Genomic DNA, 23,443 nt, shown 5'->3' with positions numbered 1-23,443 from the left:
ACGGCCTCGGCGAGATCCACTGCCGAGCTGGCTGCCAGGAGTCCGGTCCGCTGTCCCGCCCCGTGATCCGGAAGGAGGGCCACCGATGGCCCACGCTCTGATCGCCTCCCCGTTCCTCGACGGACACCTCCTCCTCAAGCCGGGAGCACGAGCCGGCGCCCGCATCTCCGCCGACCACTACGAGGGCCTGCGCCAGTCCGTCACCGACGGTGAGTCGCTTCCCACCTGGGCGGTGCAGACCGCCGCCGACGTGTGGGGCCTGGGCCTGGGTGGCCGGACCGCGCGCGGCACCGTGCTGGTGCGCGAGCCCTCCCCGTACGGCTACTACCGAGCCTCCTGGGAGATCAACCTCGGCTGCAACTTCGGCTGCAAGCACTGCTACCTCGGCGAGCGGCCCTTCTCCGGCCTCGGCTGGGAGGACAAGGTGCGGCTGCTGGACATCATGCGCGAGGCCGGGGTCCTCTGGCTCCAGATCACCGGCGGCGAACCCACCATGGACCCCCACTTGCAGGGCGCCTACCGGTACGCCTGGCAGGCCGGGATGATGCTCACCATCTCCACGAACGGCTCGCTGCTCTGGCGGCCGGACCTCCTGAAGCTCTTCCACGACTCTCCGCCGTACCGCCTGGTGGTCAGCTTGTACGGGGCGAGCGAGGAGTCCTTCGACACGCTCACCCAGCGCCGTGGCGCGTGGAAGGCGTTCCGGCGCGGCATGGACGCCGCACGCCAGGCTGGCCTGCCTCTGCGCATCAACGTCGTGGTGACCGAGGACAACGCCTCCGAGGCTGACGCGATGGCCGCCCTCGCCGACGAGTGGAACGTCGAGAACCACGCGTACACGAACATGACGCCCACGATCTACGGCGGCGGTGAGCCGCTGCTCGCCCAGTCCGCCGCCCACCTGCGGCAGCGCAAGCCGTTCGCCGGCTGCAACGCGGGACACACCTTCTTCCACGCCGACCCGCACGCCAAGGTGTCGATCTGCAAGGTCGGTCGCGACGACCAGATCGACCTGATGACGGAAGGCATCGACGGCCTCACCCAGCTCGGCGCGATCGCCGACCGCCTCATGCTTCGCACCGGTGGGTGCGAGGGCTGCGCCCTGTCCGGCACCTGCCGGGTCTGCCGCCCCCTGGCCAAGCACTACCAGGAGGCCAAGGCGCCGCTGCACAGCTACTGCCAACACGGAAACAAGGAGAACGCCTCATGACCCCGCCCGTACCAGTGACCATCCTCCCCGGCCCGCCACCCTCAGCCCGCCGCGCGGCCCCGCCCGTCGCGACCACCTCGATCACCGCCGTCCAGGACCTCGACCTGATCGTGGAGAGCGCGGAGTGCTCCTGCGACGCCGGAGACGACAACCCCCACTGACCGACACGGTCCGGTCAACTCCGCTCACGCCCCGGCGTACTCGCGTCGGGGCCTGAGCTCTTGCCGGTCCACCGCTAGGGTGCCGGGCATGTTCTTCCGCTGGGACTGGCTCCGGCCCCAACTGACCGCACCCGTCGTGCCGACCCTCGGCCCCGTCCACCCCGACTCCCTGTCCGTCGGCATCTTCGAAGACATCCTGCGAGCGGCCGACACCCGGAGTTTTCTGCCCTACGACAAGGACCGGCGCTGGGGCGGCGAGAAGGACGAGAAAGTCCTTCAAGAGGACGTGGTGCACCAGCGCGAGCACACCCTCATCCCCACTCTGATGCGTCGCGGACGCGGCACCGTGAAGGTCTTCGCCTACGGGCGCGCCGACAGCGTCGTCGATGAGGCCACCGAGCTGGCCGCCAAGCTCGCCGCCAGGCACGGTGTGGTCAACGCGAGGGTCGTACGGCCCCTCGGCCCCGGGACCGCACACCCGCGCAGCACCCGCATCCAGTTGAAGGACTTCACCATCGGCGCTTGCCGTGCCCCGGATGGTCCGGTCCGCCCCGTCACCGACTGGCCGACCGCCGTGCAGGAGACGTTCGCGCCGTTCGCCGAGGCCATGGCGGGTGACGGCCTGGCCTTCCTCCACACCCAGATGCAGGCGGGTCAGTGCGGCCCGGTACTCGCCGCCGCCATCGAGGACCGCGTCGTGGGCGCGATCGGCCCCATGGACGTACGTCCTGACGCCGTCGGACGCCCCCAACTCATGCCCCAGTACTTCGCCGTCCTGCCCCATGCCCGAGGCCAAGGGCTGGGCAAGCTCCTGTGGAGAGCCGCCATGTGCTGGGGCCAATCCCACGGCGCCGCCTACCAACTGCTCCAGACCGAGGTCGGCGGCGCCTCAGACCGCCTGTGCCAGTCCGAAGGGCTGATCTCCCTCGGCTTCAGCCATACGACGCACGCGTAGTCGCTGACGCGGTCACTGTACTTCGCTGCTGTACGGGCAACGCCAGAGGCCCCCAGGATTTCTCCTGGGGGCCTCTGGCCTGCTGTGCACTCGGCAGGATTCGAACCTGCAACCTTCTGATCCGTAGTCAGATGCTCTATCCGTTAAGCTACGAGTGCTTGGCGTTCCGGGCTTTTCTGCCTGGTCGGCGTTGCGGGAACAACATTACATGACCTGCGCCGTGACGCGAAATCCATTGCCTGCACCACCTCTGACCTGCGGAAACACCCTTTCGGGGTGGATCTCGGATGCCCTCTTGACCTGGCCGTGCGGCCGCTGCGGTGCCGGGAACGGCCGAAGCCCCGTGCCAGGGGCACGGGGCTTCGGGGTGGAGCGGAGGCGGAGGGATTTGAACCCTCGATGGGCTTTAAGACCCAAACCGCATTAGCAGTGTGTTGCCCCTCGTCCGATCGGGACGGGGGGCAACCTCTCTATGTGCTCAACCGCAGGTCAGCGGGGGTGTGGCTGGACAGCTGGTAGGACGGCGACTGAACCTCACCGTGCCCTTTGGTGCCAGCGCCGTGCCATCTGGCACACGGCACACCAAAGGCCCTGACCAGGGCCAGGGCCTCACCTTCTGCACCTTCAGTCCTGCGTCGACTCCGACCAGGGGCCGGCGGCCGGACGGTCGGGGAGCTTGGCGCCGGGCCGGCGCATGTACCAGCGCATGAACTCGCGCAGCACCTTGCCGCGGGGGCTGCGGCCCTTGGGATGGACGGCGCGCGTAGCCGCCTCGAAGGGAAGCCACTCGTCGTCGGGCGCTCTGAAGTTTCGCGCCGGGTCGTACTCGGTGTCGGGATCGGGCGTCATGGCCCGAGGTTACCGCCTTGTACACACAAGAGGCCAGACAGGCGAGCGCATTTCGTAGGTACAAGATTCTTCGACGATGGGGTTGCTTTGTAGGTACAAGGCGACTAGCTTCGTACCTACAAGAACGGCCCCCGCCGGTGCTACCAACACCGAACGAGGGCCTCACGGACACACCTGAGCGAACAGGAGTACCGCTGTGAGTCATGCTCTCACGTCGCGTCATCGTCGGATTGCCGCTGCTGCGGCCGTCGACAAGGCCGTCCTCTACACCACGATCTCCGCTGGGATGGTCCTCGCCCGCCGGTACCTGACCGGCCGGGGTGTCGACCAGGCGTTCGCCGACCAGTACGGCAGCCCCTTCGGCCGGACGGCGGCGAAGGTGTACCGCACCGAGATGGGTACCGAGCCCCGCAAGGCCTGGTCGAACGTCCACGGGAAGTGGCGCCGGGTCAACGGGTTCCTGCCCTCGGAGACGGCGGTTCTCGACAAGGCGTTCGTGACGTACAAGCGGACCGCCGAGTACGTCGCCCCCGCCCCGGTCGCCGCCCCGGCCCCGGCCGAGGTGTACGTGAAGGCGACCGCCGGGTACGCCGCCCGGTTTGAGGGCCTGACCGGTGACAGCCTGCGGGCCCTGGAGACGATCCACGGCAGCGAGGCGCCCACCGACCACATCGCCCCGCTCCTCGACACCCTCGCCGACTGGCAGCAGCACCTCGACCGGTTCGAGGCTGCGGTCACGGACGCCGACGAGAAGGCGGTTGAGGGCCTGCCGGAGGACGACCCGCGCCGGGTGGCGTGGCGTGCGGCGAGCACGGGCATGGACGCGTTCCTGAAGGCGCAGGCGGCCGTGCACGGCGCTTACGTCGACTGGTCGTTCGACCTGACCGGCACCGTCGAGATCAACGACGGGCCTCTCCCCGCCGCCCCGGTCATCGCGGACGGGTGCCGGATCCCCGGCTGTGACCAGCACTGGCACTCGGACGGGCTGTGCGTCGCCCAGCTGGGCGAGCTGCCGTTCGACGAGGGGTCGACCCTCCCGATCGAGCTGACGTCCCCCGAGGACGAGCCGCCGTACATCGTGGCCTACGCGTTCGACCCGGTCGCGATGAACATGCGCCGCCAGATGAACACCCAGGCCGACGCTGTGGCGTTCGCCAAGGCCCTGCGGGACGCGGCCGACGCGGTCGATGAGGCCGCCGCCCACCTCGCCGCCTAACAGCCCCCTGCCCCACCTCCGTGTCCCGCGGTTTCGGGACTGCCCCGGCCGGACGTGTCACCGTCCGCCGGTCGGGGCCCCTCACAGCCTTTGAGGAGACTCGCCATGAGCGACACCGCCCGCACCACGTCCGTCCCCGCCGCGTTCCGCCAGTCCGGGGCGCCCGTCACCCCGCCGGCCGCCGAGCCCGCCCCCGCGTCGCCCACCGCAACCGCCGACCTGTACGCGATGTGGCAGGGCATGACGATCGGGGAGACCGCGGCCACCCCCCTCCCGCAGCTGCTGACCCTCCTCGGGGTCAACGTCGAGGAGGTGGAGCCGGAGGAACTGCCCATCGGCGTGTACGCCACGATCCACGGGCAGATCGGTGACGCTGACGTCAAGCTGTCCCGTTCGCTGCCGCAGGCCGAGCGTGAGCCGATCATCCGGGAGTTCCTGAACACCATCACCCCGGACCTTGCGCACAGGTCGAAGGGCCCGGCCCGGTACAGGGTGACGAAGCAGATCACCGGCACCATCGAGTGCTACGACTGGTGCAGCGAGGCGCACCACGAGCACACCGGCAACATCGAGAACATCGTTCACCAGAGCTCCCGCATCACGATGGAGCTGCCGACCGAGAACGGCCCGATGGCGCTGCTGTACGCGCACATCGCGGTCGACCCGTTCGCGGTGGACGTGGTGCAGCGGGAGCCGCACATCGTCATCGACGACGACCAGTCGCTGTACTTCCTGCCGCTGATGCAGTCGGTGGAGCTCTGCACGGAGCTGACCGAGTTCGCCGCCTCCCTGCGCAGCATGACGGCGAAGGCGGCCGGCAAGTGAGCGGCGACCGGCCCACCGTGGCTCCCGAGCCCCGCCGCAACGCGGACGGCACGACCAGCGTGCGGACGTCGGACGCCGGGACCGTGCGGATCGCCTGCCCCACGTGGTGCAGCTTCCAGCACGGCGACAGCACCCCGCGGACCAAGGCGGAGATTGCGCACAAGAGCGAACCGTTGTGGGCTCTGACCGCCCCCACCGCCTTCGGGGAGGTGGGTGTCGGCCCGGTCCACATCACCCAGCAGCCCTACGCCTCGACCAGGTCGGCGGTGCTGGTGTCCGTCGAGACGGACACCGAGGAGTTCCACGTCGGCCCGGCGGACGCCCGCCGGTTCGCCGTGGCGTTCCGGGAGCTGGCCGGCCTCATCGACCAGGCGGCCGACCAGGTCGAAGCGATCCGGGCGGGTGAGGGCCAGTGAGTACCGCACTCGTTCACCGGCCCACGGAGAACATGGCGATGGGCCTGGTGCAGCCTCCGGGTCGTCTGTCGGCGGAGCGGGTTGCCGACGCTCTGATCGAGGCCCGCGAGGCAGGCGACCGGTACGGGGCGCTGCTCCTCGACCGCAAGCTCGACCGGGCCCTCGGGCTCACGAACGGGCGGCCGTCGTGAGGAAGCCGCCGCCCCCGGGCAAGGGCCTGTCGGTCCGGATGGACGTCGAGCTGTATGACGACCTGACGGTGATGATGTCGACCGGCATCACGGCGTCCGACGCGGTGAAGCACGCGGTGTCGCTCATCGCCCAGATGTATCGCGGGTCGTGGGAGGAAGGACTCGTCCCCGAGGGCGAGCAGCCCCGGATCGACTCGTTCAACGCGTCTCGGTATGACACCTGAGTCGCACGTCGAATCCCATCAACCACCTGTCATACATGGCAGGTCGTTTCCCTAATGCCCCCCGCTTCCCGCAAGGCCGGGAAGCACCCCGCACCCCCTGGCGGTAAAGGCCTCCGCATCAATCCCCCCAAGAGGGCGGAGCCCTTTACGCCCAACGTAATACGGGCCCCGGGACAGCACCCCGGGACCCGCCAGTGGTCCGCTCCTGGAAGGGCAGAACCATGACCATCCTCTCCCACACCGAGACTCAGCCGGTAGCCCTGCCGCCGGCCGTCCCGACCGACTACGTCTTCGGCGCCAGCGACACGAACGACATCCTTGGCGGCGGCGACGTACACGCGGTCGTCACGCTTAAGGTGGCGATGACCCGGGACATGCTCGCCGCAGCGTTCGACCTGGCGATGCGCGGCGCCTACGACGAGAACATCGACGAGTTGCCCGTCGCGGAGATCCGGCACCGGGTTGAGCTGTCGCTCCACATGGAGTCCCCGTGGGACCTGATGCGGGACGGCGCCAGCTTCTCGGATCTGCTGTACGACGAGAGCGTTGCGGAGCTGATCCGGTCCGAGTACCGGGCGATCGACCGCGCCTACCCGCTCATGGCCCCGAGGGTGGAGTCGTGAGCGAGGTCGTCACCACGTGGACCGGCCGCACCGCCTGCGCCTTGCAGGCCGCGCTCCGCATGACGAACGAGGGCTTCGCCGCGAAGCTCGGTGTCGCGGTTCGCACGGTCGCCGGCTGGCACCGGAACCCGGAGATCGTGCCGCGCACCGAGATGCAGCAGATCCTGGACGTCATGTTAGAGCGGGTCAATGGCGGGGCCCGGGAGCGGTTCACCGCCGCCCTGAGTCGTGGGGATGTCCCCACGACTGCCGCCCCGACTCCGGCGGTTGACCCGGTGGTGTCGCAGATGGCTGCGGACATGGCGTTGATGCAGGCCCGTATCGACGCGCTACAGGAACAGCTAGGGGCGCTGGCTCTCCGCATGCTGACCTGACCCGTCTGTCCCTCCGTCTATGACCCGTCTTGACCCCGTCTAAGGCCCGTCTAGTGATCGTTTGCTAGTCGGGTGTTAGACGGGCCAAAGACGGCCTGTAGACGGGGGTTAGTCGGGCCGGTAGACGCCCGGCGGAGACCCGGCAGGACCCCGGCAACAGCCCGGCGGACACCCGGCAGGTGGGTCACTTTGACCCACCTGCCGCCGGGTCTGCGCCGGGTGCAAACCGGGCATCTGCCGGGTCTGGCACCCTGCCCGGACCATGCCCCAGGAGTCCTCGACCCTGCCCTAGCCGGGCAGGGTCACACTCTGACCGTGCCCCTTCGGGCAGGGTCCAGGCAAGGTCAGGGACAGGGTGCATACCGGCACAGATTGGTACGGCGGAAGCTGGACGCGACCCGGACACAGCCCGGACGGATGATCTTTGAGCCGGACAGGCGCGTCCGGGTCAGGGGCTTCCCCGTCCGGCTTGCGTCCGGGTCTGAACTGGGAGTGTCCGACTCGTGTCGGCTTCCCGCCGTACCAGTTCGACCCGATATAGGACCCTGCTCAAAGGCTGCTCAGAGGGTGCTCAAGATCCCAAGTTGAGCACCCTCTGAGCAGCAGTCTGAGCGGCTGTGACCTGCGACGGAGTGGCGCTGAGCACCCTGTGAGCACCCCCTGTCAGACCGCTGACACCTCGCCTGACCTGCGGTGACACCACTTCTGACACCTGCCGACTGTCAGAACGGTGTCAGAAGGGGGTGTCAGACCCCGATTTCGGCCCGATTCCCTTAGGTCAACGCGTGTGCGCGCGCGAGGCCTGACACCCGACTGACACTAGGAAGGCTCCATGACCATCACCGACCCCCAAAGCCTGGACGAGCACCTCGACCGGCTGCTCGCCTTGGAGACCACGGCGGACCACATCCACGGATGGCACCCCACCCTGATGCCGGGGATGCTCCAGACCGCCGACTACGCCCGCGCCGCAATCCGCGCTTCGGCGCCCGCCTTGCCCCCTCACGACGTCGAGAAGCGGGCCACCGGCCGAACCGTGCGCATCGACACCCTGGGGCGTGCAGCGGGACGTACAGCCCGTTTCGTCATCGGGGAGAACGTCCTCACGCAGCCTGTCGGCGGGCCGGCCACCCTCGCCGCACAGCTCGACCACCTCATGACGCTCCTCGCCCTACGCCCCACCCTCGACGTGCGCGTCCTGCCCGAGGGAGGAGAACACCCAGGCCTGAACGGATCGTTCACCGTCTACCGGGCCCGGCCGGGGCGCAGCGTCTTCGTCGAGCACCTGGCGGGCACCTCGGTCATCAGCCGCCCGGAAAGCGCCGCGTCGTTCATCCACGCTTGCGATCATGTTGTGGAGCGGGCGGCGAGCCCGGCGGACTCGCTTCGGATGATCGAAGCCGCGAGAAAGCGACTCACTCATGCGTGACAACGAACTGACCTGGCAGCTGTCCTCGTACACGGATTCCGGGGCGTGCGTTGAGGTCGCCCGCCCGGCCGGCGAAGTGCTGGTCCGGGACTCCAAGCGGCGCACCGGGCCCCGCATCCGCGTCACCCCCGGCACGTTCGCCGACCTCGTCGACTGGGCCAAGGGCCACCAGGTGTGACGCACCACAAGGTGGGTCAATCTGACCCACATGCCCTAATTTTCATCCAAAACAGCAGCGAGCCCCCACCGCACAGAACGGCGGTGGGGGCTCGCGCCTACCTGGCCAGTGCCTGTCCCGCGTAAATCTCTCTGACGCGCGCAGAGAGAGCTTCGTGGGCCCGATTCACCGCCGCGCCCATTTGCCCGAGGTTGGGCCCATCGTCGTTGATCAGGATGTCGGAAGCTGCCATGTCGATGGCTACGTATGCTTCATCGACGATTCTTCGGGCGTCATCGTCCAGGACGAAGCCGATCTGGGAACGCACCGCCTTGCCAGCGGCTTCGGTCGCGGCATAGACCTCGCGAGGGAATATCGCGCCACGCTCCGTGTCGGACAGTGCAGGAGCTTGAGACCAGTAGGTCGTCAAAGCCCCTACTAGAGGCGGCAACGTATCCACATAGTCCTGCAGCAGTCCGTTGAGCTCCACCAAGTGACTCAGCTCAAACTCTTCGCGGCGCTGCTCAACCGCTGCCGCATCGTCCGCAGCTCTCTCGGCACGCTGCCGGCGGTGGTTCAGCCACCCCGTTACCTGAGTTGCGACACCACCGAGGAAGAACGCTGCGACTGGCCATACGGCCATCCATCCACTGTCCATCGCGGCAGTGTACGAGCGCGGGCCGAGCGAGCGGATTGATCAAAGAGAGCCCGGGGCCCCTCAGTCTCAGCTACGTTCCCCCCAGTCAACACGGAAGGGGGCCTTGTGGCACCGGGGAGAGTCGCCCGCACGAGGGCTTGGTTGAAAGACACACCGAAGCTGGTGCTGCGAACGTCAGTGATCATGCTGATTCTAGGCTTGGCCCTGCTCGCGTTCGGTCTCGTGGCTGACGCTCACGGCTGGTGGGAAGGGCACGAGTTCGCTACCAATGTCGCCTCAAGCGCCACCTCGCTCTGCTTCGGCGTACCTGCCGCACTCCTGGTGTTCAGCCACCTCGGCCAAGCGCAGGAGGAGGCGCGGGAGAAGACTCATGCGCGCACGCAAGTCGTGGAGTCAACGGCTGAGTTCGAGGCGACGCTTCTGGACCCCTTCGATGCGGTGGACCTTGCACACCTCAGATCCGAGCTGAGGCAGCTCTCGCAATCTCTCCAGTCGACCAAGGACGCTAGCTTGGATGACAGCGCGAGGGAGGAGCGGATCACTGACTTTCTACGCCAGCTGCAGGCCCTGCTTCCCCGAGTTGGAAGTCAGCACCCTTACCGCAACCTGCGCGCTGCACAGCACGACAGGGAAACCTGGGCGGCGATGCGTAGATGGCAAACACGAGTCGCCAGCCAGTCCCGCATCTTGGATCAAGAAGTGCGGCCGCGTCTTGTCGCAACAAAATCACCATGGCTGACCACCAGTCAGGCATCTGACATCTTGCAGGCGACAAGATGGTTGTTCATGGAAGGCCGCAATCCTTGGAAGGCGGGACCTCGGCGGGACGCGAACGAAAGCGTGTCGGGAGCTGCGATGAAGTACTTCCTAGACGATGTGACCGAACTCTGTTCAGGGGTCATCGCGCTAAAGGCTCTCTATCCCCAGTAGCCGTTCAGCTCGTGGTCGAGCGCAGCAGCCACACCGGGTGGGGCTGCTGCGCTCAGCCGGTCAGGGGGCCGCGTCGAGGGCTTGCTGGTAGATGTCACGGAGCCGCCCGCCGACATCGCACCGGCCGATACGGCTGCATCCCGCACAGTCCGTGGTGTGGATCAGGTAGTCCCGGTAGGCCACCTCGTGGGGCTGCTCGACGACGGACCGCAGACCGTGCTGCTCCCGGCACGGGGAGCACGCGTACAGGCCGGCGCCGGGCCCTGAGCTCTGCTCGATGACGTCGACCATGACGGCGGTACCGGACGGGCCTTTGTGCCAGTGGCACCAGCCGAAGGAGGCGGGCGCTGCGGTGTTCGATGGTGTGGTCATGGCCAGGACCGTAGAAGCGGCCAGGCCTGGCGGTCCCGGGCGTTGCGCGAGATTGCGCGACCCGGCACGGGTGTTGGGGTGGATTGCTCAGGTCGGGGCAATCAGGTGCCGGGCGCGGGCGATGATGCGGTGCGCCCTCGCCCCGTAGGCGGCCGACTCGTTCAGCCCGTCCCACGTCCGCCCGTACAGGGCCAGGTCGTCGGCGGTGTCGAACGTCAACTCGGTGTTGATCGTCTCGACGACGACCCGGGACTCGTCGAAGATCCAGAATCCGTGTTTCGGGGTGAGGCGCATCGGGGCGCCGAGCGGCACGATGCCGAACTCGACGGTGCTCATCCCGATCAGCCCGACTAGCCGGTCGAGCTGCCCGGCCATGACGTCCCGGGGGCACACCAGGGCGTGCAGGGCCCCTTCCCACACCAGCACCCGGAACAGCTTGCCCGCCGCGTAGAGCACCTCTTGGCGGCGCATCCGGGACGCAACAGCGGCTTCGGTGTCCCGGGGTGTCTGCAACAGTTCGGCGCGCGCCATCAGCAGGTGTCGGGCGTAGTCCGGGGTTTGGAACAGGCCGGGGATTACCGTCGCCTCATAGCCGCGGAGGACGGTGGTCTGCTGGTACTCGATGACGTACCGGTCCTGCACGGGGGCGTGTCCGGCGGCGAGCTGCTTACGCCAGTGCCGTTGCCGGGACTCCAAGACCCGCAGCCGGCCCAACAGGTCCGCGGCAACCTCCGGCCGCCCGCACGCTTCCGCCCACGCCTGGAGGTCTTCGGGGGTCGCGGCCTGCCTGCCGTTCTGGAGCCGGGACACCTTCGAGGGCTGCCAGCCGAGCAGTTGGGCGAAGTCGCGGCCGTTGAGCCCGGCCCCGGTGCGCAGCTCGTTCAGCCGGGCACCGAGAGCCTCCCTCGCGCTCTGAAGGTCGGTGCTCACGCCGACGAACGTACCTGCGCCCACACGGTGGCCGAGGGCGTAGCGAGCGGCCAGGCAATGTCCCGAGCCCGGCACGCGGCGAGCACTTCTGTTGGATCTTCGGTGACCTCGACGCCGACCGTGGTGTCCGTCTCGTCGATGTGGAACCGGGCGACGAGACGGGAGTCGAACAGCCAGAAGTCGTAGTCGGGCAGGCCTGCGGACTCGGCTACGTACCGGCTGAGTACCCGGATGTCCTCTCCGGCCGCGATGTTGCTCGACGCGGCGGCCATGAGGAAGCGCTGCCCGTCCGTGGGCGGGTCGTCGACGATCCGGACACGGGAGAAGTGGGCGCCCTGTGCTGCCTTCTCCCGCACGTTCGTGTTCCACGGGCTGTTCGGGGCCGGCTGCGGGTCGATACCGCGCTGGAACGCCTGGAACCGTTCCGCTGCCCGATCTGTGGCGTACCCGCGGCGAGTCTCCAGGCGGAACGCTGTGTGCTCGAACTCGGCGAACAGGTGGGTGATCTGCTCGAAGGGAACCAGTGGCACGGCTACTCCTTGGGGGCGAAGCGGGTCAGGAGCTCACGGGGGATGACGACGAACGTCTCGTGTTCGCCGACGTCCCGGAGCTGCGCAAGATCCTCAGGGGCGGTGAGCCGGTCGCCCTGGACGACGATGTCGCCGGTCTCGACGACTTCGTAGAGGGTCGGGCAGTTGCCGTCTTCGGAGGTGGTGCCGATGAACCTGAGCGTCACAACAGGGCTCCGTTCTCGCAGGTGAGGCACCAGCATGCAGGCGACGGGGCTACCGCGGGGGACGGTTGCGCAAGATTGCGCGCGACGGCGTCCGAGACGCTAGGCAAGCAGGGACCCGGGCCGGGTCTGCTCTGTGGCGAGCCATCGTCGTACCTCCTCAACGACGACCCACACCGCCTGCCCTTCAATCCACTTCGCGTAGCAAGCCTCACCTTTACGGTCCTCATGACCTCGGTCTGCGGGCGGCAGGGCGGATGCACTCACCCAGCAGATGACTACGGGCAAAAGGGTGGCCGGCAGAGTGAACGGCAACTGGATTCCCCCCGACTGCTGCACGACCAGCGGCAACTGGTGTGCCGCACGATTCCGGACGAAGCGAAGCGCCCTCATCAGCTCTGGTCCGTCACCCGTGAGCTGCCGATAGGACTGGTCATCCGCTCGGAGCCTCAAGTCGAGAGCGTTGGCCCAGTACGCAGCTTCCATCGCGGACACCATCGCCATGCCTGGGTCACGGACGCTGGCCAGGTTCTCTTGCAGTCTCGCCTGAGCGTCCTGGAAGGCGGTCAGGGCGAGGTGGTACAGCGGCAGCGTCGACATCCCGCGACCATATGACGCAGCCGCCAGCCTGCGCCCGGTAGTTCTGGAGCCCCGACCATCGCGCGGTCGGAGCTCCGCCGCGCGTTACCCCAGCCCGAGCATCACGCCGCGGTGCGTCATCTCGTCCTGCGCCAGGGCGTCGAGGATGCTGCGCCGGGAGGCGACCTCGGTAACGTGAGCGTTGTAGTTGAGGATGCGGTCGCCACCCCGGTTGTTGACGGTGTTGGTCTCCAGGCGGGACGTGCTGGTCGCCTTGACGGTGGAGCGCACCGTCTGCGCCATCGCGACGGCCGCCGACGCCGCCCCGGGGATGCTGGCCCTGATCCCGCCCTCGAAGCCCTGCCCGGTGAACCGGCCCAACTGGTGGGCCACCTTCGACGGGCTACTGATCTTCAGCTCGACCTTGAGGGTCTTCTGCACCTTCTTCGCCAGGCCCGCCAAGGCCTTCACGATCGCCGACTCCTGCGCGACCAGGCCGGTCAGGAACCCCTTGCCCGCCATCGACCCCGCGTCGAACATGACGTCCGCGGCGGTGTTGCCGTAGGCGGCCGAGGCCTTCCCGATCTGCGTCTGCGTCGCGTTGATGCTCTTGAGCTGCGAGGCCGTCGCCTTCACCAACGCGGCGGCATACGGTGCGCCCTGGTCGGGGCCGGCCTGGATCAGCTGCCCGATCAGGGTCTTCGACAGGCCCCGCTTGCCGAGGGCGGCGATGTTCGCCGAGAACGCCTTGAGCTGCCCCAGCCGCACCTGGAGCCCCGCCAGGATGCCGCTCGCCCCGAACGGCAAACCGGAGTTTGGGAGACCGGTGAGCGAGGCGAAGCCGGCGGCGTTCGACGTCGTCTCCGTGGCGAACGTGCGAGCCTGCGCGATCTTCTCCCGCAGGACATCCCGCTTGTTCGCGAGCGACTGCAATGCCTTGTTCTGCATGGCGAGCTGACGCAACAGCCGGTCATCGAGGGTCGTCTTGACCCCCTTGAACGCGTTCTTGATCGCGGTAGCCACCTGCGTCATCGCGGTACTGATCGCCGACGCCGTACCGGTGAGCGCCTTGAGGAAGTTCGCCCCGACCGACGCGGCGAGCGGCCCCGTGTCGATGCTCTTGCCGCCGACCTTGATGATGCCGCCGGTGGCGTACCCACCGCGGCGGAGTCCCGTGCTGATCTGCACCCCGCCGACGATGCCGCCCCGCGCATACCCGCCGATACGGTTGTAGGCGGCGGAGAGACTGCCGTAGGTCTTCAAGGCGTACCGCATGGAGGCGTAGATGTTCGCCATCGGGTCGACGGACACCCCGTACAGGAACGGCCCGGTCTTGCGGTACTTCCCGGCGAAACGCTCAAAGGTCGGCTTAATCACCTGGAGTAGGCCCACGGACGGTGTGCCGTTGATCCAGTTGATGTCATCCCGGTTCACGGCCCGCGGGTTGCCGGACGACTCCTGATTCATCCTGCGGAGGGTCGTGTTCACCAGGGCAAGCGACTGCCCCACCTGGCCGAGGGCCTGCGTGACCACGCCCCGGAAGCGCTCGACGCCGGCGCCCGCATCCCCACCCGTGCCGCCCTCCAGGTAGCGCATCGGGTCGACCGACTTCCCGCCGATGCGGGCCTCAAGGTGCAGGTGCGGGCCGGTGGTGTTGCCGGTCGCGCCCACCTTCCCGATGACCTGGCCCCGGGTGACACCGTCCATGGCCCTGGCGACCATCGCCGACATGTGCGCGTAGAGGCTGGACAGGCCGCCGCCGTGGCTGATCTCGATGTGCTGCCCATACGGGCCGCTGGACGCCGCTGTGCGGACCTGCCCGTTGTCGACGGCCCGGATACTCGCCCCGGTCTTCGCAGGGAAGTCCAAGCCCGTGTGGCGGCCGGAGGACCACATCAGGCCCGGCTTGCCGAACGGGGTCCCATACGGGGCGTCGACCGGCTTCAACCACTGGCCGGTGGACTCCAGGATGTCCTTGCCGCGGATGTAGTCGACGACCTTGTTCAACAGCCCGATCGGGAGCGCCCCGACCAAGCCCGGGTAGGTGTTGGTGTTGTCGCCGAGGGCCTTGCGGATCCCGGACTTGACCGGCTTGAACGCCGCATCCGCCAGGTTCGCCAACCCACCCCGGGCAACATCCGCGCCCTTCGACAGGACGCTCCCCACCGCGTTCGTAATGCCGTCGAAGATGCCACCCTCAGCGAAGCCCCTGAACGAGCGCAGAGACTGGCCGCGCATGGCAGCTTGGTTGACCGCGTGGAGCCGGGCCCGCTCATACGGGTCCTGCATCGCCTCGGAGACGTAGACGCCTTCACCACGGCGCATGGGGACGAGCTGGTCGTCGCCCTGCCGCCAACTGCTGGAGCCTGGGAGTATCCCGCCACGCGCGAAGCCTCGCGGAAGGTTCATCGGTTCGAGCGGGTCAATGCCCGGGATCTTCGCCGCGGTCTTCTTCCAAACCTCGACGATGCCGCCGTTGTAGACCGTCTCGATCCAGAACTTCACCGGCGCCTTGACCAGCGACTTCAGCCCGTTCCAGACCTTCCCCAGGCCCTTCTTCAGGGTCTCGAACGCGGTCGTCAGCCCTTCCGCGAAGGTGTCGAAGCCCTCGCGGACGATGCGCCACGAATCCGACGCGACCGACTTGACGTTGCCCCACAGGGCAGACCAGGACTCGTAGACCTTCTCTTTGATCCATCCGAAGATGCGGAGCGCCTTGTCCCGCAGGTCCGTGAACCACTTGATGGCCCCGTTCACGATGTCCGGGATGACGGAGTGCCCGAGGAGCTTGTCGTACAGCCAGTCGAAGGCCTTGGCGATGCCCTCGGTCAGCCACTTGACCGCGTTGATCGCGGGCTGGAACTTCTCCTTCAGCCCCGCCAGGTAGTCGACCAGGCGCACCAGCGCGGGGATGACGAACCCGACCAGCACCTTCACCGCCAGCTCCGTCATCAGCGTCGAGAGCTGGATCAGGGGCGGCATCAACGGCAGCAGCGCCGGCAGGAGCTCCACCAGCACCTGTGTGGACAGGAGCAGCAGTTGCGGCATCAGCGGGGCCAGGGCGAGGAGGATCTGCCCGATGGAGTCGGCGAGCTGGATGAACGCCGGGATCAGCATGGGCAGGACCGGCATCAGCTCCTGGAGGAGATCCAGGAACTGAGTGGCGTACTGAGCGGTCAACTCGCCGATGACAGCCGCCAGGCCCTCGATGATCGGGGTGAGGATCGGGCCGAGCTGGGCGGCGATCTGCGCAATCACCGGAGCCAGGGCGTCGAACACCGTGATCATCAGGTCGAAGATCGGGACGACCAGCGGCAGAAGATCCCCGATCAGCTTCCCCAGCACCGGCAGGACCGGGGACACGGCCTTGACCAGGGCGATGAGGGCCTCGGCTGCCACGATCAGCACCGGGCCGAGAGACTTCGCGACGGGCAGGAGCGCCTCGCCGAGGGTGCGGAACAGTTCCGCGATGGCGGGGCCGAGGAGACCGGCGACCTTCGTGACGACGGGGGCCAGAGCGGCAAGGACCGGCATCACGGCCAGCAGGGCGGCACCGAGGGCGCCGGCAACAAGCTTGGCGACCGCGTTCAACGCCGTGAAGATCGCCTTCAGCGCGTCCTGAACTTCCGGCAGGGCGGTGACCCGGCGGATCTCCTTCAGTGCCGACCCGACCACGGCGAAGAAGTCGCCGCCAGCCTCGGACGCCGCACCCATGACGTTCTTCAAGATCCCGAAGACGTCCGCGAGGACTTCCCCGAAGCTGACCGCCACATCGAGGGCGGTGTTGATCGCGTCGGTGAGCTTCCCGTTCTCCAAGGCCTTGGCGAGCCGGTCGGTGACCTTGTCCATGAACGACCCGGCACCCGCGGTGATCCGGTCCCACGCCGGGCCAGCGGCAATCGTCAGCCGGGACAGGCCCGTCACGATCTGCCCGGGGATCCGGTTCATGTTGTCCAGGCCGTTGCGGACGACGTCGAACGCGCCCTTCAACTGGCCCGACTTCGCCAGGTTCCCCACCGCGGTCAGGGCGTTCTTGCCCATCGTGCCGAGGACACCGGCCGTGCCCGCGAGCCCTTCGCGCAGCACCGGCAGGGCGGTGGCGGAGACCTGCCGCAGGCGCTCCCCGAGCCCGGCGAACAGCCGGTCCTGAACATCAAGCTTGAGGGCCGTCCACGCCGGGGCCAGGTCCCGCAGCACGTTCACGAAGGTCCGGGCGTTCGGGGACAGCTTCGCCATCGCCGTATCGAGCTTCGACGTCTGCGTCGCCGCCTTCGACTGGGCGTCCGCCACCGCGCGGGCCGCGTCCGCAACAGCGCGGTGGGCGTCCTGCACGGCCCGTTCCTGCTGCTCGACCTGGAGCCCCGCCGTGCGGATCCGCTCCTGCGCCTGGACGACTCCTTCAGCCCCGGACACCCCGGCCTTGTTCGCCGCCGCCGTGTCGACCTGGAGGCGCTTCTGCTGCCGGGACTGCTCCTCCGCCGACGCCTTCGCCCGCACCAACGCCAGGTCCGCTTGCTGGATCTGCAACTGTGTGGCGGCCGGGTCGGTACGGACCGCCGCAAGGTCAACCTCGGCCTGCTGCACGTCCAGGGCGGCCTGCCGCTGGTCCAGCGCCCCCTGCCGCAGCCGCCGGTTCATGTCTTCGAGGTCCCGGGCCGCCTGCCTGCGGGCCGCCGACAGTTCCTGCTGCGCCTGGCGGGCGGTGCGCTGGGCTTCGGTCAGGCCCCTCTCCGCGTCCCTGACGCCTCTCTGGGCGTTGGACAGGGACCGTTGGGCGTTCTCCACCTGCCGGGTCGCCGTGGCGGCTGCTGCGGCCTCTGCGGAGGTGTCCGCGAACGCCGCCTTGATGGCGTCACCCACACCCGACGTGCCGACCTTGATGGCGGCGAAGGCGGAGACGAGGGTGAGGATGCCCGGGGCGGCGAGGGCGGCGAGCGGGCCGAGTTGGGCCAGGGCCGACCCCAGCGAGGCGATCGTCGGGAGGGAGCTGAGGGCCGCCCCGCCGATGAGGAGGATCTGCCTCTGGAGCCGGCTTAGCCCGCCCCCGGTATCGCCCGCGCCCCCAAGGCTTCCGAGAGCGGTCGAGAGGGACCCGACCCCGAGGAGCCGGGTCCGGACGTTGATGACACGGTCCCGGGTCAGGAACCGCATGGCGTTGGTCGCCGCGGTGGTGTCGGCCCGTGCGGTGACCCGGGCCATGCGGGCGCGGGTCAGGTTCGCCAGGTCGTTCGCTGCAACCCGGGTGTCGACGTCGACTCCGAGCCGGACGCGCTGCCGTTGGGTGAGGCCGCGCAGCTCGTTGGCGGCGACGCGGGTGTCGAGGGTGGCGCGGATTTGGACGAAGCGGTCTGCGGTGAGCTTGTCGAGTGCCTTCTCGACTCGCTTGTACGCCGCGTCGATGATCTTGGCGACGATGTCGACGGTGGTCTGCCCGAACCCGGCGAGCTTCGCCTTGGCGGCGGTGTCGTCGACCTGGGCAACTATCCGGACGGTGCGTTCGTCGGTGAGGCGGGCGAGGGCCGTCTTCGCGGCCTTGTCGTCGAGCTGCGCCGTGATCTTCACGGTTCGGTCGGCGGTCAGCTTGGTCAGGCTGGCGGACGCCGCCTTGTCGTCGAGGTCGACCTTCACGCCGACCGTGCGGGCCTTGGTCAGGTCCCGCAGCCCGGCTTTGGCCATGACGTCGTCGAGGTCGACACCGACCTTGATGACCGGTCGCATCTTCGCGACGGCGGCGTTCACCTTGAGGGCGATGACGTCGCCGATGACATCCCCGGCCCGTTCAGCGCCGGGCCTGACCGCCTTGGGGAGTTCCGTGAGGAGTTCCGGGCCGAACCGGGTCACGTCCGGGACGACAGAGACCCGGGTGGATCCAACGAGGGTCGGTTCGGCCACGGTGCGCTCCTTCGATCCCAGCCCCTCACCCCGAATAGAGGGGCACATTCAAAGGCCATAGGCACGATTACCCTTTGAATCATACTTCCTAGGTAACCTTGAGGCTATGAACCCAAGGGGAAGGGGTGGTCTGGCGATGGCATCCAAGGCCCGCATCCGAATCCGCAGGACACCGCCGGCCGAGCTGGGGCCGATGCTCGCCGCCGCACGGGGACGCACCGGGCACACACAGGCCCGCGTCTCCATCGCCGCCGGACTGGGCCGCAGTTACGTCTGCCTCATCGAGGGCGGGCACCGCACCCCGTCCCGGGTCGCCGCGGAACGCCTCGCCGACGTCCTCCAACTCACCGCCGTGGAAAGGGAGCTGCTGTACGCCGCGGCCGTCACCGACGCCGGGTACTCCCACCCCGCCCGCCAGACGGCATGACGAAGCCCCCGCCAGCGGCGGGGGCTCCAGTCATCCGGCTACTTACCGGGGCACTCGGTCACCTCGCCCTCGGCGTTGCGGTGGTAGGGCTCCGGCGCCTGCTCGTCGAACACATTGACCAGGGTTACCGTGCCGGGGCAGTCGGGGCAGGAAGCGGTACCTGCGGGGGCGTCGTTCACGACGGTCCTCTCCTTCGGGTGCATGTACCCGATAGGTTCCGGCGCCGACCCCGGACAGTAGGGACCCCAACTTTTCTCGGTGCGCCGCTACTGGCGGGCCTCGGTGTTCTCCCGGATCGCCGCCGCTACATCGAGCAGGGCGTAGGCGATGGCGGAGAGGCCGAGGCCGATCGCGCCAGCCTGTTCTTCCTCGCCGCTCTGGTCCGCTGCCCGGTCTGCCCGGTTCTCCGCGTAGTCGGCGAACATCGTCACGGCTACCTCCTCTTGCCGCCGACCCGTTCGACGGCTTCCCGTGCCTCCCCAGAACGGCCGCGACCGAATCCCCGAGCCACGGAAGGGTCGTTTCCCCGCCCGGGACCGTGTGCCATCACGGAGAAACCACCGGAGGAAACAGCAGGTCAGGGACGGTGAACCGCATCCTGTATGCGGTTACCCCTTAGACGTTCAGGCAGCGAAAAGCGCCCGCCCCCACGATCGGGACGGGCGCTCTAGTGATTCCTCGCCTACAGGCTGGTGGCCTTCTCCAGCTCTTCGTACAGCCACTCCCTGACCAGCGCACGCGGCTCCGAAGCACCGGACGCCCCCGCAGCCATATCCAGCGCCCCCACCCACGCCTGCGCCAGCGCCACCATGACCGCACCCAGCTTGTCCTGGTCGGCACCCGCCAGAATCTCGTTCCAGCGCTCCAGCTCACCATCCGCAGCAGCCAGACCCAAAGCCGCGGCCCGACGGCGGACATCCCTCACATCGACGTCACCCTCGTTGCCCGTCACGCCGCACCTCCAGCGGCCTGCGCCTGGTCGTAGTCGTAGAAGTTGCCCGCCGCCCGATATGCGTCGACCTCCTCGGAGGTCATGTGCTCGATGTGCTGCGCACCGAACTGGAACCCGAACCGCACCGGGGCCGGCGCTGGCACCTCCGGCGGGGGCGGGGGCGCATCGTGCCCGGCAAGGTAGGCGTTGAGCTGTCCCGCCCTGATCGCCGCCCGCTGCTCCACCGGCCCCAGCTTCGCCACCTCCGCCGCACCCAACTGCGGCACCGGCCGGCCCGTCTCCGGGTCCTCCGGCACCGTGTACGGGCGGGCGGACGACGGCGGGGCCGCCAACTGCGCCTCCAGGTCCACGAGACGCCCCTCACGGCGGGCCTCACTGATCTGCCAGGAAGTCATCCCCACCACGTCCTCGGCCGACAGCTGCCCGCTCATCGCCCCTCCCCCTTCTCACCCTTGCGGGCCGCCGACACCAGCAGCTCCGCGAACCCCGTCGTATCCGACTGCTCCCGCGCCTCCGGCTCCCCCACACCCACACGGGCCGCCACCAGGCGCTCAACCGGGCTCGACCCGATCCCGATACGCGGCGCCCCCGACAGACCCCGCACCGCATACACCCGGTTGATCGCCCGGCTCACCAACTCCTGAGCCTTCCGCTCCCCCACCTCGAACTTCGTGCCGTCCACCCGGATGATGAACTGCGGGTTCTCGTTCGCGATCACGTTCGGCATGTCGAGCTCGACGAACGCCTTCAGGTGGGTGCGCACCGCGGTCTCACGCTGAACGCACACCTCCGCCAGAGCGTCGAGCGCAGCCACCGCCGCCATGAACTTGTCGGCGATCACCTCATCCGACGCCGCCCCCAGGTCCGCGCGGGCCGCCTCCTCGGCCTCACCGCGCCGGCGGGCCGCCTCGGCTGCCTCGGCCTTGGCGAGCTTCCGTTCCGCGGCCTCCTGCCGCAGCTCCGCCAGGCGCTTCAGCCCGTAACGTTCCGCGATCTGCTGCGCCTCCTCGGCCTCCTCGCCCTCGCGCACCCGCTCTTCGAGGACGTCGATGACGCCCTGCATCTCGGCGATCTCCGCCCGGGTATCGGCCAGTTCCTGCTGCGCCGCCGTCAGTTCGCTCATGCCGCCTGGTCCTTCCGTTCTGGGGCGACGATCGCCGCCTCGGCCACCAACCACACCGGGCCGACCTTCCGGCCCCGGAGACGGCCAGCACGGGCCAGACGCCTCACATACGACTCGCTGCAACCCAGCTCGCGGGCTGCTGCTGCGGTGCTGACCTCTACACTGACCGGCCGTTCAGCAGGAGTTCCGCAGGCGGAACTCCCCTCGGCCTCGGCCCGCTCCGCCGCCAACGCCAACGCCCAAAGCAGACTCGACGTCGACAACGGAACCGCCCCCCGATCCGACTGCAACCGGGCCCCCACATCCCGCAGCAAGACCCGCAGCACCACGGCCGACAACTCCGCCGGGACGATCACCGCACCGTCCTCGCGCAACAGTCGGCGGGCCGCCGCCTCAACGTCAGGCAGCATCCGAACCACCCCCCTGGAGGGCGAGGATCTGAGCCCGCAACCGGGCACACACCACCGCCCGCCGCTCCGGGCCCTGCACATCCGGCGCGATCGACCGCAACGCCAGATCAGCCAAGCCCGCGACCAACAGGATCAGGTCGTCAATGAGGAGGTCGTCGATGAACGCGTCAACGTCCGCCGTCTCACTCTCCGCGACCAGAGCCAACAGGGCGAGGATCCGCAGGTGCATCTCGTCGGTGTTCACGCCGAACCACCGTCCTCCGCCTGGTCGACGCCCTCGGCCGCCGCCACACCCAACGCCTGAGCCAGCTGGCCAAGCATCGACTTCGCCGCCTCGGTCCCCGTCGCATCGTCCTTATCGACCGCGACCAGACGGACGTGCGTGGACGCCAGGGCGGCAACCGCCTTGGCTCCGTCGAGGAAGTTCCGGTTGTCGTCGGCGCCGTGCATCCGTTGCCGGGCCGCCTGCACGTCGTCGAGCATCGACGTCGCCAACCCCAACCGGGCCGCCTTCAAATCGATCACCCGGGCCTGCACCGCAGCCGCCGTCAACGACCGGTCAAAGCTGACACCCGCCGCCGAACAGATCGCCGTCACACTGCCCTCCGACACCCCCGTCTCCCTCGCCACCCCGTTACGGGTAGCACCCGGCCGGCGAGCAGCCTCAAGGACCGCCTCGCGCTGCTCCTCACTCAACGACGCCATCGTCATCTCTCCTCTCGCGCGCGCGTGTCAGGGTCTGACCGGTCAGCGCGCTCTGCTGCTGTGGTGCGGGGTGGGGTGGGGTGGGGTGGGGTGGTTGTGCGGGCGAGGCGTGCGAGCTTCTGTGCGTGCCGTCGGGCGAGTCCGTGTTTCCGCGCTTCGGCGAGTTCTTGTCGGCGCCGTTTGTCGTTGGCGATCTTGCGTCGTGCGGCGGCTATGCGTTCCTGCACGATGTCGTTGACGTCCATCTCGTTCCCAAGTCCGGGGCGGGGGCTGGGTGGATGAGAGCCTTGCGGGTGGCCGGGCCCGGTTGCTGCGGGCCCGGCCGTAATGCGGGTCAGACGGCGGCGTCGTTGAGTTCCTTGAGGAGCTGGATCGCCTGGTCTGTGGTCAGCGGCTGGACGTGGGTGCTGTAGCCGGTGATGAGCACGGGGCCGTGGAAGCTGTTCGTGTGGCCGTGCAGGTTGCCGAGGGCGTCCATGAGGGCGTTGTACGGCCACTGGCCGCGCCCTTCCTCGTCGAGCCAGACGGTGATGCCGTCGGTGAGGTCGAACGCTTCGAGGGTGGCGCACCGGAGGATCGCGGCCGTGTAGTCGGCGAAGCTCTCGCGGTCTGCGGGCAGGTTGACGGTGACGACGGTGCCGTCCTCGGTGATGAGGATGGCGTCTCCTATGTGCCTCACGACGTCTCCTTGATGTCGGTGGTGTTCTCGAATGCAGGCCGCCCATAGGCGGGAACGTTCACGGTGGCGCTGGATGCCGGAATGACCTCGACTGCAACAAGCGTTCGCCAGTCACCGTCGACTTCGCCCGCCCCTAGCGACCAGCGGAAGTGAGTCTCATGAGTGATCCCGGTGTCACTCAAGAACAGGGGCTCGACCTGAGTCTTGCGGTCCCCTCCGCGGAACATGGCATCGACCAGGACCCATGCGATGAGCGGGAAGACCTTGGCCTCTTCGCGTTCCACCTGCCTGCTCTTTCGATGAATGCGTTCCTCCTGAGTTCCGACGAACCAGCCCTCGGGTGCCGGTGTCATCGATAGGATCTTGCCGCCGTAGCGGGTTCCGCTCTCGTGCTCTTCGACGTCGTCTGACCTGTTGATCATT

Annotated in this window: 32 protein-coding genes and 1 tRNA gene; 14 read left to right on the top strand and 19 right to left on the bottom strand. The window is 68.4% G+C overall.

What is annotated here, in order from left to right:
* Positions 1-85: 85 nt before the first annotated feature.
* The 3 genes from ACFWRT_RS12730 to ACFWRT_RS12720 all read left to right on the top strand — a co-directional run bounded on the left by ACFWRT_RS12730 (position 86) and on the right by ACFWRT_RS12720 (position 2,326).
* The gene (locus ACFWRT_RS12730) at positions 86-1,210 is read left to right on the top strand and encodes a radical SAM protein (protein WP_380951777.1); all 1,125 of its coding nucleotides are present in this window, start codon (positions 86-88) and stop codon (positions 1,208-1,210) included.
* Positions 1,207-1,371, top strand: coding sequence for a hypothetical protein (locus tag ACFWRT_RS12725; protein ID WP_380951776.1), 165 nt, complete (start codon positions 1,207-1,209; stop codon positions 1,369-1,371). Before ACFWRT_RS12730 ends, ACFWRT_RS12725 begins: the two co-directional genes overlap by 4 nt.
* An 88-nt stretch (positions 1,372-1,459) precedes the next feature.
* Positions 1,460-2,326 carry a GNAT family N-acetyltransferase gene (locus ACFWRT_RS12720; RefSeq protein WP_380951775.1) on the top strand — a complete coding sequence of 289 codons (867 nt, stop codon included), beginning with the start codon at positions 1,460-1,462 and terminating at the stop codon, positions 2,324-2,326.
* A gap of 85 nt (positions 2,327-2,411) precedes the next feature.
* On the opposite strand, the gene ACFWRT_RS12715 is transcribed toward ACFWRT_RS12720, so the two are convergent.
* Positions 2,412-2,484 (bottom strand) — tRNA-Arg (locus ACFWRT_RS12715).
* 466 nt (positions 2,485-2,950) lie between these two features.
* Positions 2,951-3,175, bottom strand: a complete 225-nt coding sequence (locus ACFWRT_RS12710; protein WP_380951774.1) for a hypothetical protein — start codon at positions 3,173-3,175, stop codon at positions 2,951-2,953.
* A gap of 196 nt (positions 3,176-3,371) precedes the next feature.
* Here ACFWRT_RS12710 and ACFWRT_RS12705 point away from each other — a divergent pair, with 196 nt between their 5' ends.
* From ACFWRT_RS12705 to ACFWRT_RS12665, 9 genes are all read left to right on the top strand, one after another.
* Entirely contained in the window at positions 3,372-4,391 is a 1,020-nt protein-coding gene (locus ACFWRT_RS12705; RefSeq protein ID WP_380951773.1) for a hypothetical protein, read from the top strand.
* A gap of 105 nt (positions 4,392-4,496) precedes the next feature.
* Complete coding sequence (locus ACFWRT_RS12700; protein WP_380951772.1) at positions 4,497-5,216, top strand: DUF6907 domain-containing protein; 720 nt, start codon at positions 4,497-4,499, stop codon at positions 5,214-5,216.
* Positions 5,213-5,632 (top strand): DUF6907 domain-containing protein, encoded by a 420-nt coding sequence (locus ACFWRT_RS12695; protein WP_380951771.1) that lies wholly within the window; start codon positions 5,213-5,215, stop codon positions 5,630-5,632. Before ACFWRT_RS12700 ends, ACFWRT_RS12695 begins: the two co-directional genes overlap by 4 nt.
* Positions 5,629-5,823: a hypothetical protein gene (locus tag ACFWRT_RS12690; RefSeq protein ID WP_380951770.1), complete on the top strand. Its 195-nt coding sequence runs from the start codon at positions 5,629-5,631 to the stop codon at positions 5,821-5,823. The genes ACFWRT_RS12695 and ACFWRT_RS12690 overlap by 4 nt, the downstream gene beginning before the upstream one ends.
* Positions 5,820-6,047, top strand: a complete 228-nt coding sequence (locus tag ACFWRT_RS12685; RefSeq protein ID WP_380951769.1) for a hypothetical protein — start codon at positions 5,820-5,822, stop codon at positions 6,045-6,047. The genes ACFWRT_RS12690 and ACFWRT_RS12685 overlap by 4 nt, the downstream gene beginning before the upstream one ends.
* A 221-nt stretch (positions 6,048-6,268) precedes the next feature.
* Positions 6,269-6,670, top strand: coding sequence for a hypothetical protein (locus tag ACFWRT_RS12680; RefSeq protein ID WP_380951768.1), 402 nt, complete (start codon positions 6,269-6,271; stop codon positions 6,668-6,670).
* Complete coding sequence (locus tag ACFWRT_RS12675) at positions 6,667-7,044, top strand: hypothetical protein (protein WP_380951767.1); 378 nt, start codon at positions 6,667-6,669, stop codon at positions 7,042-7,044. Before ACFWRT_RS12680 ends, ACFWRT_RS12675 begins: the two co-directional genes overlap by 4 nt.
* A gap of 832 nt (positions 7,045-7,876) precedes the next feature.
* Entirely contained in the window at positions 7,877-8,473 is a 597-nt protein-coding gene (locus ACFWRT_RS12670; RefSeq protein WP_380951766.1) for a DUF5753 domain-containing protein, read from the top strand.
* The gene (locus tag ACFWRT_RS12665) at positions 8,466-8,651 is read left to right on the top strand and encodes a DUF397 domain-containing protein (RefSeq protein WP_380951765.1); all 186 of its coding nucleotides are present in this window, start codon (positions 8,466-8,468) and stop codon (positions 8,649-8,651) included. Before ACFWRT_RS12670 ends, ACFWRT_RS12665 begins: the two co-directional genes overlap by 8 nt.
* A 97-nt stretch (positions 8,652-8,748) precedes the next feature.
* On the opposite strand, the gene ACFWRT_RS12660 is transcribed toward ACFWRT_RS12665, so the two are convergent.
* A complete protein-coding gene (locus tag ACFWRT_RS12660) occupies positions 8,749-9,288 on the bottom strand; it encodes a hypothetical protein (RefSeq protein WP_380951764.1) in 540 nt (179 codons plus the stop codon).
* Positions 9,289-9,429: 141 nt separating this feature from the next.
* On the opposite strand from ACFWRT_RS12660, the gene ACFWRT_RS12655 reads away from it, so the two are divergent.
* A complete protein-coding gene (locus ACFWRT_RS12655) occupies positions 9,430-10,218 on the top strand; it encodes a hypothetical protein (protein WP_380951762.1) in 789 nt (262 codons plus the stop codon).
* A gap of 60 nt (positions 10,219-10,278) precedes the next feature.
* Here the strand turns inward: ACFWRT_RS12655 and ACFWRT_RS12650 are convergent, their stop codons facing one another.
* The 6 genes from ACFWRT_RS12650 to ACFWRT_RS12625 all read right to left on the bottom strand — a co-directional run bounded on the left by ACFWRT_RS12650 (position 10,279) and on the right by ACFWRT_RS12625 (position 18,724).
* Positions 10,279-10,590: a hypothetical protein gene (locus ACFWRT_RS12650; protein WP_380951761.1), complete on the bottom strand. Its 312-nt coding sequence runs from the start codon at positions 10,588-10,590 to the stop codon at positions 10,279-10,281.
* A gap of 87 nt (positions 10,591-10,677) precedes the next feature.
* Positions 10,678-11,520, bottom strand: coding sequence for a helix-turn-helix domain-containing protein (locus tag ACFWRT_RS12645; protein ID WP_380951760.1), 843 nt, complete (start codon positions 11,518-11,520; stop codon positions 10,678-10,680).
* Positions 11,517-12,050, bottom strand: coding sequence for a DUF6879 family protein (locus tag ACFWRT_RS12640; protein WP_380951759.1), 534 nt, complete (start codon positions 12,048-12,050; stop codon positions 11,517-11,519). Before ACFWRT_RS12640 ends, ACFWRT_RS12645 begins: the two co-directional genes overlap by 4 nt.
* A 2-nt stretch (positions 12,051-12,052) precedes the next feature.
* Complete coding sequence (locus ACFWRT_RS12635; protein ID WP_380951758.1) at positions 12,053-12,256, bottom strand: hypothetical protein; 204 nt, start codon at positions 12,254-12,256, stop codon at positions 12,053-12,055.
* A 99-nt stretch (positions 12,257-12,355) separates the two neighbouring features.
* A complete protein-coding gene (locus ACFWRT_RS12630; protein WP_380951757.1) occupies positions 12,356-12,853 on the bottom strand; it encodes a hypothetical protein in 498 nt (165 codons plus the stop codon).
* A gap of 84 nt (positions 12,854-12,937) precedes the next feature.
* Positions 12,938-18,724 (bottom strand): peptidoglycan DD-metalloendopeptidase family protein, encoded by a 5,787-nt coding sequence (locus ACFWRT_RS12625; protein WP_380951756.1) that lies wholly within the window; start codon positions 18,722-18,724, stop codon positions 12,938-12,940.
* A gap of 136 nt (positions 18,725-18,860) precedes the next feature.
* Here ACFWRT_RS12625 and ACFWRT_RS12620 point away from each other — a divergent pair, with 136 nt between their 5' ends.
* On the top strand, positions 18,861-19,151 hold the full coding sequence (locus tag ACFWRT_RS12620; RefSeq protein ID WP_380951753.1) for a helix-turn-helix domain-containing protein: 291 nt from the start codon (positions 18,861-18,863) through the stop codon (positions 19,149-19,151).
* A 38-nt stretch (positions 19,152-19,189) separates the two neighbouring features.
* Here ACFWRT_RS12620 and ACFWRT_RS12615 read toward each other — a convergent pair whose 3' ends face one another.
* The 10 genes from ACFWRT_RS12615 to ACFWRT_RS12570 all read right to left on the bottom strand — a co-directional run bounded on the left by ACFWRT_RS12615 (position 19,190) and on the right by ACFWRT_RS12570 (position 23,442).
* Positions 19,190-19,330 (bottom strand): hypothetical protein, encoded by a 141-nt coding sequence (locus tag ACFWRT_RS12615; RefSeq protein ID WP_380951752.1) that lies wholly within the window; start codon positions 19,328-19,330, stop codon positions 19,190-19,192.
* 87 nt (positions 19,331-19,417) lie between these two features.
* Positions 19,418-19,582, bottom strand: a complete 165-nt coding sequence (locus ACFWRT_RS12610) for a hypothetical protein (protein ID WP_380951751.1) — start codon at positions 19,580-19,582, stop codon at positions 19,418-19,420.
* 251 nt (positions 19,583-19,833) lie between these two features.
* Positions 19,834-20,103 (bottom strand): hypothetical protein, encoded by a 270-nt coding sequence (locus ACFWRT_RS12605; protein WP_380951750.1) that lies wholly within the window; start codon positions 20,101-20,103, stop codon positions 19,834-19,836.
* A complete protein-coding gene (locus ACFWRT_RS12600; protein ID WP_380951749.1) occupies positions 20,100-20,534 on the bottom strand; it encodes a hypothetical protein in 435 nt (144 codons plus the stop codon). The genes ACFWRT_RS12605 and ACFWRT_RS12600 overlap by 4 nt, the downstream gene beginning before the upstream one ends.
* Positions 20,531-21,226, bottom strand: coding sequence for a hypothetical protein (locus ACFWRT_RS12595; protein WP_380951748.1), 696 nt, complete (start codon positions 21,224-21,226; stop codon positions 20,531-20,533). The genes ACFWRT_RS12600 and ACFWRT_RS12595 overlap by 4 nt, the downstream gene beginning before the upstream one ends.
* On the bottom strand, positions 21,223-21,636 hold the full coding sequence (locus tag ACFWRT_RS12590) for a helix-turn-helix domain-containing protein (RefSeq protein ID WP_380951747.1): 414 nt from the start codon (positions 21,634-21,636) through the stop codon (positions 21,223-21,225). The genes ACFWRT_RS12595 and ACFWRT_RS12590 overlap by 4 nt, the downstream gene beginning before the upstream one ends.
* Positions 21,626-21,880: a hypothetical protein gene (locus tag ACFWRT_RS12585; RefSeq protein ID WP_380951746.1), complete on the bottom strand. Its 255-nt coding sequence runs from the start codon at positions 21,878-21,880 to the stop codon at positions 21,626-21,628. The genes ACFWRT_RS12590 and ACFWRT_RS12585 overlap by 11 nt, the downstream gene beginning before the upstream one ends.
* Positions 21,877-22,347, bottom strand: coding sequence for a hypothetical protein (locus ACFWRT_RS12580; RefSeq protein ID WP_380951745.1), 471 nt, complete (start codon positions 22,345-22,347; stop codon positions 21,877-21,879). The genes ACFWRT_RS12585 and ACFWRT_RS12580 overlap by 4 nt, the downstream gene beginning before the upstream one ends.
* 328 nt (positions 22,348-22,675) lie before the next feature.
* Positions 22,676-23,020: a DUF3846 domain-containing protein gene (locus ACFWRT_RS12575; protein WP_380951744.1), complete on the bottom strand. Its 345-nt coding sequence runs from the start codon at positions 23,018-23,020 to the stop codon at positions 22,676-22,678.
* Complete coding sequence (locus ACFWRT_RS12570; RefSeq protein WP_380951743.1) at positions 23,017-23,442, bottom strand: hypothetical protein; 426 nt, start codon at positions 23,440-23,442, stop codon at positions 23,017-23,019. Before ACFWRT_RS12570 ends, ACFWRT_RS12575 begins: the two co-directional genes overlap by 4 nt.
* Position 23,443: the final 1 nt, after the last annotated feature.

The sequence above is a fragment of the Streptomyces cyaneofuscatus genome (assembly GCF_042718795.1).
GTDB lineage: Bacteria > Actinomycetota > Actinomycetes > Streptomycetales > Streptomycetaceae > Streptomyces > Streptomyces cyaneofuscatus_A.
This window is presented reverse-complemented; position numbering and strand designations above follow the sequence as displayed.